General features: G+C 69.0%; 12 protein-coding genes. 11 read left to right on the top strand and 1 reads right to left on the bottom strand.

The genetic code is table 11. The annotated features are described in order from the left end of the window. The first annotated feature begins 151 nt into the window (after positions 1-151). The 4 genes from VF697_RS43175 (at position 152) to VF697_RS43160 (ending at position 3,781) form a co-directional block, all read left to right on the top strand. Complete coding sequence (locus VF697_RS43175; RefSeq protein ID WP_331104591.1) at positions 152-655, top strand: hypothetical protein; 504 nt, start codon at positions 152-154, stop codon at positions 653-655. Between the two features lie 116 nt (positions 656-771). Then, positions 772-1,452: a response regulator transcription factor gene (locus tag VF697_RS43170; RefSeq protein ID WP_331104590.1), complete on the top strand. Its 681-nt coding sequence runs from the start codon at positions 772-774 to the stop codon at positions 1,450-1,452. Between the two features lie 7 nt (positions 1,453-1,459). Beyond that, the gene (locus tag VF697_RS43165) at positions 1,460-2,824 is read left to right on the top strand and encodes a sensor histidine kinase (protein WP_331104588.1); all 1,365 of its coding nucleotides are present in this window, start codon (positions 1,460-1,462) and stop codon (positions 2,822-2,824) included. A 12-nt stretch (positions 2,825-2,836) separates the two neighbouring features. Beyond that, complete coding sequence (locus VF697_RS43160) at positions 2,837-3,781, top strand: metallophosphoesterase family protein (protein WP_331104586.1); 945 nt, start codon at positions 2,837-2,839, stop codon at positions 3,779-3,781. A 2-nt stretch (positions 3,782-3,783) separates the two neighbouring features. Here the strand turns inward: VF697_RS43160 and VF697_RS43155 are convergent, their stop codons facing one another. Continuing rightward, positions 3,784-5,145: a porin gene (locus tag VF697_RS43155; RefSeq protein ID WP_331104584.1), complete on the bottom strand. Its 1,362-nt coding sequence runs from the start codon at positions 5,143-5,145 to the stop codon at positions 3,784-3,786. Between the two features lie 227 nt (positions 5,146-5,372). On the opposite strand from VF697_RS43155, the gene VF697_RS43150 reads away from it, so the two are divergent. The 7 genes from VF697_RS43150 (at position 5,373) to phoU (ending at position 11,719) form a co-directional block, all read left to right on the top strand. Further along, positions 5,373-6,062, top strand: a complete 690-nt coding sequence (locus tag VF697_RS43150) for a response regulator transcription factor (RefSeq protein WP_331104583.1) — start codon at positions 5,373-5,375, stop codon at positions 6,060-6,062. Between the two features lie 108 nt (positions 6,063-6,170). Next, a complete protein-coding gene (locus VF697_RS43145; RefSeq protein ID WP_331104582.1) occupies positions 6,171-7,382 on the top strand; it encodes a porin in 1,212 nt (403 codons plus the stop codon). 42 nt (positions 7,383-7,424) lie between these two features. After that, a complete protein-coding gene (locus VF697_RS43140) occupies positions 7,425-8,246 on the top strand; it encodes a phosphate ABC transporter substrate-binding protein (protein ID WP_331104599.1) in 822 nt (273 codons plus the stop codon). Between the two features lie 70 nt (positions 8,247-8,316). After that, positions 8,317-9,315 (top strand): phosphate ABC transporter permease subunit PstC, encoded by a 999-nt coding sequence (gene pstC, locus VF697_RS43135; RefSeq protein WP_331104581.1) that lies wholly within the window; start codon positions 8,317-8,319, stop codon positions 9,313-9,315. Further along, positions 9,312-10,223 (top strand): phosphate ABC transporter permease PstA, encoded by a 912-nt coding sequence (gene pstA, locus VF697_RS43130; protein ID WP_331104580.1) that lies wholly within the window; start codon positions 9,312-9,314, stop codon positions 10,221-10,223. Before pstC ends, pstA begins: the two co-directional genes overlap by 4 nt. A gap of 42 nt (positions 10,224-10,265) precedes the next feature. Continuing rightward, a complete protein-coding gene (gene pstB, locus VF697_RS43125; RefSeq protein ID WP_331104597.1) occupies positions 10,266-11,009 on the top strand; it encodes a phosphate ABC transporter ATP-binding protein PstB in 744 nt (247 codons plus the stop codon). Between the two features lie 20 nt (positions 11,010-11,029). Further along, the gene (phoU, locus tag VF697_RS43120) at positions 11,030-11,719 is read left to right on the top strand and encodes a phosphate signaling complex protein PhoU (RefSeq protein ID WP_331104578.1); all 690 of its coding nucleotides are present in this window, start codon (positions 11,030-11,032) and stop codon (positions 11,717-11,719) included. Positions 11,720-11,733: the final 14 nt, after the last annotated feature.

The following is an 11,733-nucleotide window of genomic DNA, read 5'->3' as shown; positions in this document are numbered from 1 at the left end:
CGGTGGCCACGGTGGGCGAGCGCCCCTGGTACAAGAGCCCGTGGCTCTGGGTGGCGGTGGGAGCGGTGGCCGTGGCGGGCACCGCGGGCGCCGTCGTCTACGCCACCTCCGAGGAGCGCGGCCGCGTTCCCATCACCGTTCGCGTCAACCCATGAGCCCGCGCACTTCCCTCCTCGTCCTGCTGGGTGCCACCCTCGCCGCCGGCTGTGGGGCGGAGCCTTCCACCTCCGGGCCCCGCCTCGGCCTCGAGGTGACCATCAATCGCGCCATCGCCGATGAGCTGGGGGCCTTCCAGGTGGTGGTGCTCCCCGAGGGCAAGTCGCGCCGGTGCGGAGACATCCAGCGCTCCTGCCTCGCCCAGCAGGTGAAGCCCGACGAGGCGCTCCTGCTCGAGGGGGCGGACGGCAAGAAGGCGCGCGCGCTGCGCTTCAACGCGGGGCTCAACAGCAACGGCGCCCAGGAAGTGGCCGTGGACATCCCGGTGGGCCGCGACTACGTCGTCGTCATCGAGGCGCTCTCCCGCGCCAACCCGCCGCGCTTCCTCGGCAGCTCCTGCAACTACCTGGAGTCCGTGAGCGGCACGCGCAACGAGCCGCTCATCGCTGCCCCCATCACCCTGGTGGGTGGCGAGTGCGATCCGACCTTCGCGCCCTGAGCGCAGGCTCGGCGGGCGGACGAGCCTCGTCACCAAGCCGTCACACGCTCGTCATTCAACCGCCACCGCCAATCTGCTAGCCATCGGTGAGAGACCCGCGGAGGCTCGGAGGAACGATGGCGCGCATCCTGATCATCGAGGACGAGCAGGACCTGTCCGGACTGGTGGAGTACAACCTCCGGGCGGCGGGATTCGAGGCGGAGGTGGCGGGCACCGGAGCGAGCGGCCTGGCCAAGGCGCGCGCCCAGACGCCGGACCTCGTGCTGTTGGATCTGATGCTGCCGGACCTCGCGGGCAGTGAGGTGCTGCGCATGCTCAAGAGCGACTCCGAGCTGCGCAAGGTGCCGGTCATCATCGTCAGCGCCAAGGGCCAGGAGTCCGATCGGGTCCAGGGCCTGGAGCTGGGCGCGGATGACTACGTGGTGAAGCCCTTCTCGGTGCGCGAGCTGCTGCTGCGGGTCAAGGCGGTGTTGCGACGCGCGGACACCGACGAGGGGCCGGCGGCCCAGCTCTCCATGGGGGACATCCAGCTCGACACCGCGCGCCACCAGGTGCGGGTGAAGGGTCAGGAGGTGGTGCTCACCGCGCTGGAGTTCCGCCTGCTGCGCACCCTCCTGGAGCGCACGGATCGCGTGCAGACGCGCGAGGTGCTCCTCTCGGACGTGTGGGGCATCCAGGCGGAGATCCACACCCGCACGGTGGACACGCACATCAAGCGTCTGCGCGAGAAGCTGGGCCCCGCGGGAGACATCATCGAGACGGTGCGCGGCGTGGGCTACAAGCTCAGCCCGCCGTGAAGGCCCCATGCCCCCGCGCCTCTTCCTCATTCCGCTGCTCGTCCCGGCCCTCGGGGCGCTCGTCCTCTTCCTGCTGCTGGGCTGGCAATGGGACGCGCTCTTCGTGTCGCTCGCCACCCTCTCCGGCTCCGCGCTGACGCTGGTGGTGGGCCGGGACACCTTCAAGCGGCAGCTCCTCACGCTGGCCCGCGAGGTCCGCACCCGCGCCGAGGGCACGCCCGCCGCGGGCACCAGCGAGGGCGAGCAGGACCGGCTCGAGGAGGTGGCCAGCCTGCGGGGCGCCATCGACTCGCTGCACGAGCAGCTCTCCGCGCGCAACGCCGGCCTCAACCAGGAGGCGCGCACCCTCATCGCCGTGCTGGACGGCATGGCCGAGGGCCTCTGGGTGACGGACGCCGAGGGCACCGTGGTGCGCCACAACGACGCACTGCGCGCCATGCTGCAGACGACCGGGGATATCGTCGGCCAGCGGCCCCTGGCGCTGCTGCGCAACGACGCACTCAACGAGGCCGTCCTCCGCGCCTGTCGCGAGGGAGCTTCCACCCGCCTCGAGCTGACGCTGGAGGGGCTGTTCGCCCGGACGCTCGCCATCCGGGTGACGCCCCTGGGGAGGGACCTGCCCGGCAGCGCCGCCGTCTTCCATGACGTCACCGAGCTGCGCCACCTGGAGAAGGTGCGCAAGGACTTCGTGGCCAACGTCTCCCACGAGCTGCGCACCCCCATCACCGCCATCCGCGGCTATGCCGAGACGCTCCAGGGCGGCGCCCTGCAGGACTCCGTCATGGCGCCCAAGATGGTGGACATCATCCACCGCCAGTCCGAGCGCCTCTCGGAGCTCGTCGAGGACCTGCTGGAGCTGTCCCGGCTGGAGTCCCGCGAGGTGAAGCTGCAAGTGGCGGACGTGTCACTGGCAGTGGCGGTCTCCCGCGCGGCCGAGGTGGTCCGGCACAAGGCGCAGGGCAAGAAGATTACGGTCGAGCTGGACGTCCCCCCGGGACTGGTGGGCCGGGGAGACGAGCGGGGCCTGGAGCAGGTGCTGCTCAACCTGCTGGACAACGCCGTCAAGTACACGCCCGAGGGGGGCCGGGTGACGGTGACAGGCGTTCAGGAGGACGGGCGGTGCGTGGTGCACGTCCGGGACACGGGGGTGGGCATCGAGCCCAAGCACCTGGCCCGCATCTTCGAGCGCTTCTACCGGGTGGACAAAGGGAGGAGCCGGGACATGGGGGGGACGGGCTTGGGGCTGTCCATCGTCAAGCACCTGATGAGCGCCATGGGGGGAGAGGTGCGGGTCGAGAGCCAACCGAACGAGGGCTCTACCTTCACGATTTTCCTTCCAGCGCCGGTGCCCACGGCGACGGCGGCGGGTTAGGATGGGGCGCACATGCGGGTTGCCATCCTCGCCGACATTCACGGGAACCTCCCCGCCTGCGAGGCCGTCCTCGAGGACATCGCTCGCGTCGCGCCCGACTACGTCGTGGCCGCCGGGGACCTCGCCCTGCGCGGCGCGCACCCTCGCGAGACGGTGGAGCTGCTCTTCGATCGCTGCGATGCGATCCTCATGGGCAACACCGACTGCTACCTCGCGGGCCACTACCTGGGCGGCGCCTACCGCGAGCGCGACCACTGGAAGACGGAGCTGCTGCAGTGGACGCGGGATCAGCTCGGTGAGCCCTGGCTGAAGAAGCTGGGCGCCCTGCCCTTCTCGGTGCGCTACACGCCGCGCCGGGGGCAGGACCTCTTCGTCTGCCATGCGAACCCGCGCAACCTCGAGGACTCGCTGGACCCCACGCTGGACGAGAACACCCTCCGCCGCTACTTCCAGAACCTGGACGCGGCCGCGGTGGCTTTCGGCCATCTGCACTTCCCCTACCGCCGCCGCGTGGGCCGCATGCTGATCGCGGACGTGGCCAGCGCCGGCATCCCGCGCGACGGAGACCTGCGCCCGGCCTACGGTATCTTCACCTTCACGCCCAAGGGCTGGCGCGTGCAGATCCGCCGCGTGCGCTACCCGGTGCGCAAGGCCACCCAGGCGCTCACCGCGCGCCGCGTGCCCGGCGGGCCGCTGCTCATCCACAAGCTCGTGGAGGCGCGCTACCGCCACCACCACGCGCTGATGGAGGCCGCGCGCCGCCACTCGGGCCTGCCGCCTCCGGGCCCGGTGCTGCGCCCGCCGCCGGGCAGTTCCATCCTCACGAAGACGCCCACCATCGAGATGCCGGTGGTGACGCCTCCGCTCCTCAAGCAGGCCGTGGGCGACGAAGGCCACGCCCCCACCGGGGAGGACGGGCCCGCCCCGCTCTCCACCGTGACGGACCTGGACGGCTGACCTCAGAACGATGTCTGGAGCTGAACGCGGAACTGGTTGTTGCCTTCCGCGAGCGCATCCTCCCAGAGTCGGAAGTAGTCGCCCTGCAACTTGAAGGCGTGCTTGTGGAAGTAATAGCTCACGCCCAGGCCGGCCTCGTTCTCGTCGGAGAGGCTGGTGTCGGAGTCCGCGGCCCGGACGATGGAGTAGCGGCCCGAGACCTCGAGCTCGGTGGTGGGCAGCAAGTAGCCCGCCTGGAGGAACCAACCATAACCATTGCGCGCCGCCTCGGTGGGAATGGGGCCGCCGTCCTCATCCACCGCCTCGCCCGGACTGCGGGTGCCTCGGCGGACGATGAACTCCGACTGGGCGGAGAACCCCCGCCATTTGAACATCGCATCGGCGGTGAACAGGTTGTAGTCGGTTGTGCCCTCGTCCCGGTGGGTACGCCCCAGGATGCCCCGAGTGCCCCGCGCGTTATTGAGGTGCGCGAACGCGACGCCGAGGGACAGGCCTGGCTTCTTGCTGCGCTGCAGGTCCGCCTCGCTGTAGTCCTCGAACTTGCCCAGGGGCAGCACCTCGACGCGGGCCAGCGTCATCAGGCCCGGAGCGCTGAGCGCATAGGAGCTGTGTCCTCCTCCGGTGTAGACGCCGACGTAGTAGCGGAGCAGGTCGAGCCCGAAGAGATCCTTGGAGCGCAGGTCAACACCGATGTCGCGGTCCAGGTTGAACTCGGCATTCACGATGGAGCGGTCGACGAGCATGAGGTCGCCCGACGAGATGACGCGCTGGCGGTTGAAGGGGACCTTGTACTGACCGACCACGAGCGTCAGGTCGCGCAGGTGGTCGAACTCCATGTACAGGTCGAGCAGCGGCGACAGGGTCGCGACGTTGTCCCGATTGGTCTGGGGAGGGTTCGGGTCACCGGACAGGTCGGTGAAGCCGAGGTCGCGCGGCGAGAAGGCCAGCTCCATCTTGAAGTTGTTGTGCTCGCCGAACATGAAGCCGGAGAAGGAGACGCGGGCGCGACGGATCTGGAACCCGTGCGTGAGTTCGCGCTCGCCCTCCCCCGCGAACGTGTCATCGGCCTGGTAGAGGAACTGCCCGCGCAGGCGCGTCACCAGCCGGAAGCGACCATCCGCGCTGTTGATCTCGAGCCCCTTGCCGGGCCGCCAGCGTGCCTTCACCACCTCGTTGTCAGGGTCGGGCTGCTGCGTCTGGGCCGCGGGTGGCTCGCTCGCGGGAGGCTCGGCTGCCCTGGCGTCCAGGGGCGCGGCACTGGCCAGCAGGAGCGCCGACAGCGCGGCCCTCCATCGCTCTGGCGAGCGTGATGCGCGTTCCAGCACGTGGGCGGTGGCATCGGAGGCAGACGTCGTCACGGTCATGCCGCCTCCAGCTATGACAATTGCCGTCGCAACACATTCGCGAGGCCCGCGGATTGTCACCTGGAGCGACAACGCCGGAGCGCCGCGTTGTCAGGTGAGCAGTGCTGCCCGCGCGGGCCGGACCCTTTTGCGCCCCGACAACCTTCACCTCGCGTGACAGATGTCACACGGTTGTTGCAAGTGCGCCACCGGGACGCAAACAGCGGGGCCCAGAGTGCGCCGCCGCCATGCCCCACGTCCTCATCGTCGACGACGAGCGCGATCTCGCCGAGCTCCTCGACTTCAATCTCCGCGCCGCCGGCTTCTCCACCCGCGTCGCCCCCACGGGGGAGTCGGCGCTGTCCGCCGCGCGAGAGCAGCGCACGGACCTCGTCCTGCTGGACCTGATGTTGCCGGACATGTCCGGCGTGGAGGTCTGCCGCCAGCTTCGGGCCGCTGCCACCACCCGGGACGTCCTCATCGTCATGCTCACCGCCAAGGGCGAGGAGGCCGACCGCGTGCGCGGCTTCGAGGTAGGTGCCGACGACTACGTCACCAAGCCCTTCAGCGTCCGCGAGCTGGTGCTGCGGCTCAAGGCCATCCTGCGCCGTGGCGGTCCGGCCCGCGACGACACCGCGCCCCTGAAGCTCGGCCCCCTCACGCTCGACATCTCCACCCACCGATTCTACGTGGACGACAAGGAGGTGTCCCTCACCGCGCTCGAGTTCCGGCTGCTGGAGCACCTCCTGACCCGCGTGGGCCGGGTGCAGTCCCGCGAGCAGCTCCTCGAGGAGGTGTGGGGCCTGTCCAGCAGCCTGGAGACGCGCACCATCGACACCCACGTCATGCGCCTGCGCGACAAGCTCGGCTCGGCGCGCGCCTACCTCGAGACGGTGCGCGGGGTGGGCTACCGCATCGTCGAGCCCACCGCGGCCTGAACTTCGTTGCGCATTTGTCACGCGGCTTCCGTCAAACAGCCACAGTCACCCCATAAATGGCGTGTCGCTGAACACCGGACAGAAAGACAGCTGGAGCCCCCCTACACCGTGCGCAATCTGTTTGCCGCATTGCTGATTCTGTCTCCTGGCGCCGTCCTGGCCCAGGAGGCCGCCCCCGCCCCCGCCGCCTCCGAGGCCGCCCCCGAGACCACCGCTCCGAGCACCGATGAGCGGATCACCACCACCGAGGGCAAGGTCTCGTCCATCGAGGAGCAGCTCGCCGAAATCAAGAGCGCCCTGTCCCCGCTCACGAAGCTGAAGTTCTCCGGCTACGTGCAGGCCCGCTACCAGTGGGAGGAGACGCGCGAGGACGGCACCGGCGGCCTCAGTCGCTTCACCATCCGCCGCTCGCGCCTCAAGGCCACCTACACCGCCGATCTCGCCCAGTTCATGCTGCAGATCGACGCCTCGCCCACCGCCGTGGCCCTGCGGGATGCCGAGGCGACGCTCTTCATCCCCGGCACGAAGCAGAACATGGCGCTGACGCTGGGCCAGGTGAAGTGGCCGTTCGGCTACGAGTCCGTGCAGTCCTCCAGCGAGCGCGAGTTCCCCGAGCGCACCCGCGTCGTCCGGGCCTTCCTCCCCGACGAGCGGGACCGGGGCGTCCGGTTCAGCGCGAAGTACGGCGCCCTCCGCCTGAGCGGCGGCCTCTTCGACGGCAACGGCATCAGCTTCCCCGGCTCCGTCGGCGTGGACAACGACAAGGAGAAGGACTTCATCGGCCGCGCGGGGTTCGATCTGAAGTGGATCTCCGGTGGCATCTCCGGCTGGTACGGCCTCTCGCTGGGCAGGCGCTCCACGGACGCCTTCCGCCACGCCTACGAGCGCAGCCGCATCGGCGCGGACGTCCAGGTCTACCTGGACTTCCTCCCCTTCGGCGCCACCGCCCTCAAGGGCGAGTACATCCAGGGCAAGACCTACATCGGTGGCAGTGGCGATCGCCGCACCGAGCTGCTCGACCGTCCGGCCAGTGGTTGGTACGCGCTGCTGGTGCAGAACCTCGGCGTCTCCAACGCCCTGGCCATTCGCTACGACTACTTCGATCCGGCCAACGGCACCCCGGCCGCCGCCGCGGGTCCTGGGTCGAGCCTTCCGGCCGACACCAACGCCACCGGCACCCTCGGGGCCACCGCCCTCCACTACTTCGGTGAGCACCTGAAGGTCTCGCTGACCTACGAGGTGCCCCTCACGGAGACCGTCGAGGGTGTGAAGGACCCACGTGACAACCTGCTCACCGTCCAGTTCCAGGCCCGCTACTAGTCAGCGGCCCCAAGCACCCGTTTCCAAGGAGAACTCCCCATGATGAAGAACCTCATCGCCTCGCTCGCCGTGGTGCTGCTGCTGGCCCTTCCGATGGCCGCTCGCGCGGGCACCATCACCGTCAAGGGCTCGGACACCATGGTCATCCTCGGCCAGCGCTGGGCCGAGGAATTCATGAAGAAGAACCCGAGCCTCAAGCTGCAGGTGACGGGGGGCGGCTCTGGCGTTGGCCTGTCGGCCCTCATCAACGGCACCACGGACATCGCCATGTCCAGCCGCCCCATGAAGGACGCGGAGGGCGAGAAGCTGCGCACCCGCTTCAACACCACCGGCACGGAGATCTCCGTGGCCAAGGACGGCGTCACCTTCTACGTCCACGAGAGCAACAAGGTGGACACCCTCACCCTGGAGCAGCTCAAGGGCATCTACCTGGGGGACATCACCAACTGGAAGGACGTGGGCGGCGCGGACGCGTCCATCGTCGTCTACTCGCGTGAGAACTCCTCGGGCACCTACGTGTTCGTGAAGGACAACCTGCTGGACGGCGAGGACTACACCTCCACGGCCCAGACGCTGCCGGGTACCGCCGCGGTGGTGAACGCGGTCTCCAAGGAGAAGAACGGCATCGGCTACGGCGGCGCCGCCTACGCCAAGGGCATCAAGGAGGTGAAGGTCAAGAAGGGCAACGACGCCATCGCCCCCTCCGCGGAGAACATCAAGAGCGGCAAGTACCCGCTCTCGCGCGACCTGTACTTCTACCTGCGCAACAAGCCGGCGGGGGATGCCAAGGCCTTCATCGACTTCGCCCTTTCTCCCGAGGGTCAGGCGATCGTCACGAAGGTCGGCTACTTCCCGGTGAAGTAGTACCGCGGGGCCGTACGCTTCACGCGAATGTCACACGAGGCTCGAGCACAAGATGGATAGACAGGTAGCCATGCAGGGTCAGAGTCTCGTGGAAACGGCAACGGTGGCGCCGCGGCTCTCCTCCGCCGCCCGTCGCAGGCAGATCCGGGAGAAGGTCATCGGGGGAGTCATCACGGCGGTGGCCTTCTCGGGGATCGCCGCCCTGGTGCTCATCCTGGTCTTCGTGGCCAAGGAGGCGCTGGCGCTCTTCCTGGAGGCCGAGGCCCGCGAGGAGGCGAGCCTCGGCAAGATGTTCCTGCGGCAGGTGGTGCGCGCGGGCAAGCCGGCGGCCTTCGTGTGGCAGCCGGTGTCGAAGATTCCCAAGGTGAGCATGATCCCGCTCTTCATCGGCACGCTGAAGACGACGCTGGTGTCGATGGCGGTGGCGGTGCCGGTGGGCGTGGCGGGCGCGCTGTTCACGGCCGAGTTCGCGCCGCGACGGCTGCGCGAGCTCCTCAAGCCCACCATCGAGATGCTGGCGGGAATCCCCTCGGTGGTGCTGGGCTTCTTCGCGCTGATGCTGCTGGCCACCTTCCTGCAGGACACCTTCGGCCTGCCCACCCGGCTCAACGCGGTGGTGGCGGGCCTGGGCCTGTCGCTGGCGATCGTCCCCGTCATCTTCACCGTGTCCGAGGACGCGCTGACGGCGGTGCCGCGCAGCTACCGCGAGGCGTCGCTCGCGCTGGGGGCGACGCCCTGGGAGACGGCGTGGAAGGTGGTGCTGCCGGCGGCGGCCCCGGGCATCCTCGCCGCGTGCGTGCTGGGCTTCGGCCGCGCCATCGGCGAGACGATGATCGTCCTGATGGCCTCGGGCAACGCGGCCATCGCGTCATGGACCTTCACGGACTCGGTCCGCTCCATGTCCGCCACCATCGCCGCCGAGATGGGCGAGGTGGTGGTGGGCAGCCCGCACTACTCGCTCCTGTTCTTCATCGGGGTCGAGCTCTTCCTCTTCACCTTCATCCTCAACATGGTGGCATCCGCGTGGACCCGGAAGGTGCTCAAGCGGCTGTCGGGAGCGGGCGCGTGAGGCACACCCTACGTCGGGCCGTGGGCGGAGCGCTCACGTCCCTCACCGGCCTCGCCGCGCTGCTGATCCTGGCGATGCTGGCCATCATCCTCTTCGACGTGGTCCGAGGCGGCCTCGGGCACGTCACCTGGACCTTCCTCAGCCAGCCCCCCTCGGACGGAATGATGGGCGGCGGCATCTTCCCCGCCCTCTACGGCACGGCGGCGCTCACGCTGCTGATGACGCTGGCGGTGATGCCCGTGGGCGTCCTCACGGCGGTGTACCTGCACGAGTACGCACCGCCGAGCTCGCTCCTGGCGCGGGCGGTGCGGGTGGCGGTGGTGAACCTGGCGGGCGTGCCCTCCATCGTCTTCGGCCTCTTCGGCCTGGGCTTCTTCATCCACTTCGTGGGCGGCAACATGGACCGGCTGCTGGGCTACCAGGAGCTGCACTGGGGCCAGCCGGGGATTCTGTGGGCCTCGCTCACCCTGGCGGTGCTGACGCTGCCGGTGGTCATCGTCTCCACCGAGGAGGCGCTGCGCGCGGTGCCGATGGACCACCGCACGGCGAGCCTGGCGCTGGGGGCCACCCGCTCCCAGACGCTGGCGCGGGTGGTGCTGCCGGGCGCGCTGCCGGGCATCCTCACCGGCGCGGTGCTGGCGGTGTCCCGCGGCGCGGGCGAGGTGGCGCCCATCCTCTTCACCGGCGCGGCCTACTTCCTCCCCGACCTGCCCAACAAGCTCAACTCCCAGTTCATGCACCTGGGCTACCACACCTACGTGCTGGCCACGCAGTCGCCGGATGTGGAGGCCACACGGCCGCTGTTGTACGCCACGGTGCTGGTGCTGCTCGCGCTCACCTTCACCCTCAACCTCATCGCGGTGCTCATCCGCGCCCGCACCCGCCGGCGCGCCGCTGGCGCCCACTGACACCGAGCCATGCCCCCTCCTCTCTCTCCCTCGCGCATCAAGATGGAGGCGCGTGAGCTCTCCCTCCGCTACGGCACCAAGGTGGCTGTGAAGTCGGTGAGCCTCACGCTGCCCGAGCACCAGGTGACGGCGCTGATCGGCCCCTCGGGCTGCGGCAAGTCCACCTTCCTGCGCTCGCTCAACCGGATGAACGACCTCATTCCGGGCGCCAGCCACGAGGGCACCGTGCTGCTGGACGGGCACAGCATCCACGACCGGAACGTGGACGTGGTGGACCTGCGCCGCCGCGTGGGCATGGTCTTCCAGAAGTCCAACCCCTTCCCGAAGACGATCTTCGAGAACGTGGCCTACGGCCTGCGCGTGGGGGGAATGAAGGACAAGGCGGAGCTCGGCGCGCGCGTGGAGAAGTCGCTCAAGGGCGCGGCGCTCTGGGACGAGGTGAAGGATCGCCTCAATGACAGCGCCCTGGGCCTGTCCGGTGGCCAGCAGCAGCGCCTGTGCATCGCACGCGCGCTGGCCGTGGAGCCCGAGGTCATCCTCATGGACGAGCCCGCCAGTGCCCTGGATCCCATCGCCACGGCGAAGATCGAGGAGCTCATCCACGAGCTGAAGGAGCGCTACACCATCGCCATCGTCACCCACAACATGCAGCAGGCCGCGCGGGTGAGTGACCGGACGGCTTTCTTCTACATGGGAGAGTTGGTGGAATGCGGCGCCACGGAGCAGATCTTCACCAACCCGCGTGAGCGGCGCACCGAAGACTACGTCACCGGGAAGTTCGGGTAGGCGCGAGGGAGAGCGGGCACATGCCGTCGATTCACACGGACAAAGCATTCGAGCAGGACCTGAGGGACTTGCGCGAGAAGCTGCTGGCCATGGGCGCCAAGGTGGAAGCGCACATCGCCGACAGCATGCGCGCGCTCACCGAGCGGGACTCCGTGCTCGCCGAGCAGGTGATGCAGGGTGACAAGGAGGTCAACCGGCTCGAGGTGGAGATCGACGACACCTGCCGTCGCATCCTCGCGCTGCGCCAGCCGGCCGCGAGCGACCTGCGCCTCATCACCACGGCGCTGAAGATCGTCACGGACCTGGAGCGCATCGGAGACCTGGCGGTGAACATCGCCGAGCGAGCCAAGGACCTGAACCAGGCGCCGCCGCTCAAGCCCTACGTGGACACGCCCCGGCTGGCCGAGCTGGCCCAGCAGCAGGTGAAGAAGGCGCTGGATGCCTTCGTGTCCTCGGACGTGGCCAAGGCCGAGGAGGTGCTCAAGGAGGACGACCACCTGGACGCCCTCTACCTGAAGATCTTCAACGAGCTCCTCAGCTACATGATGGAGGACTCGAAGAACATCCGCCGTGCCACGGCGCTGATGTTCATCGCCAAGCACCTCGAGCGCATGGGCGACCACGCCACCAACGTGGCGGAGATGGTCATCTACATGGTGCGGGGCACGGACGTGCGCCACCCGCGCAGCCGCAACCTGAAGACCTCCTGACGCACGGCGGGGTG

The sequence above is a fragment of the Archangium sp. genome (assembly GCF_036388035.1).
Taxonomy (GTDB): Bacteria; Myxococcota; Myxococcia; order Myxococcales; family Myxococcaceae; genus Archangium.
The sequence above is the reverse complement of the archived record's forward strand: the minus strand, read 5'-3'. Positions and strand labels throughout refer to the sequence as shown.

What these genes read in the sequence shown, in the direction of transcription:
- VF697_RS43150 (WP_331104583.1), top strand. Translation starts at nt 5,373, where the DNA reads ATGCCCCACGTCCTCATCGTCGACGACGAGCGCGATCTCGCCGAGCTC.
- phoU (WP_331104578.1), top strand. Translation starts at nt 11,030, where the DNA reads ATGCCGTCGATTCACACGGACAAAGCATTCGAGCAGGACCTGAGGGAC.
- VF697_RS43160 (WP_331104586.1), top strand. Translation starts at nt 2,837, where the DNA reads ATGCGGGTTGCCATCCTCGCCGACATTCACGGGAACCTCCCCGCCTGC.
- VF697_RS43175 (WP_331104591.1), top strand. Translation starts at nt 152, where the DNA reads ATGAGCCCGCGCACTTCCCTCCTCGTCCTGCTGGGTGCCACCCTCGCC.
- VF697_RS43165 (WP_331104588.1), top strand. Translation starts at nt 1,460, where the DNA reads ATGCCCCCGCGCCTCTTCCTCATTCCGCTGCTCGTCCCGGCCCTCGGG.
- VF697_RS43170 (WP_331104590.1), top strand. Translation starts at nt 772, where the DNA reads ATGGCGCGCATCCTGATCATCGAGGACGAGCAGGACCTGTCCGGACTG.
- pstB (WP_331104597.1), top strand. Translation starts at nt 10,266, where the DNA reads ATGGAGGCGCGTGAGCTCTCCCTCCGCTACGGCACCAAGGTGGCTGTG.
- VF697_RS43140 (WP_331104599.1), top strand. Translation starts at nt 7,425, where the DNA reads ATGAAGAACCTCATCGCCTCGCTCGCCGTGGTGCTGCTGCTGGCCCTT.
- pstC (WP_331104581.1), top strand. Translation starts at nt 8,317, where the DNA reads ATGCAGGGTCAGAGTCTCGTGGAAACGGCAACGGTGGCGCCGCGGCTC.
- VF697_RS43155 (WP_331104584.1), bottom strand. Translation starts at nt 5,145, where the DNA reads ATGACCGTGACGACGTCTGCCTCCGATGCCACCGCCCACGTGCTGGAA.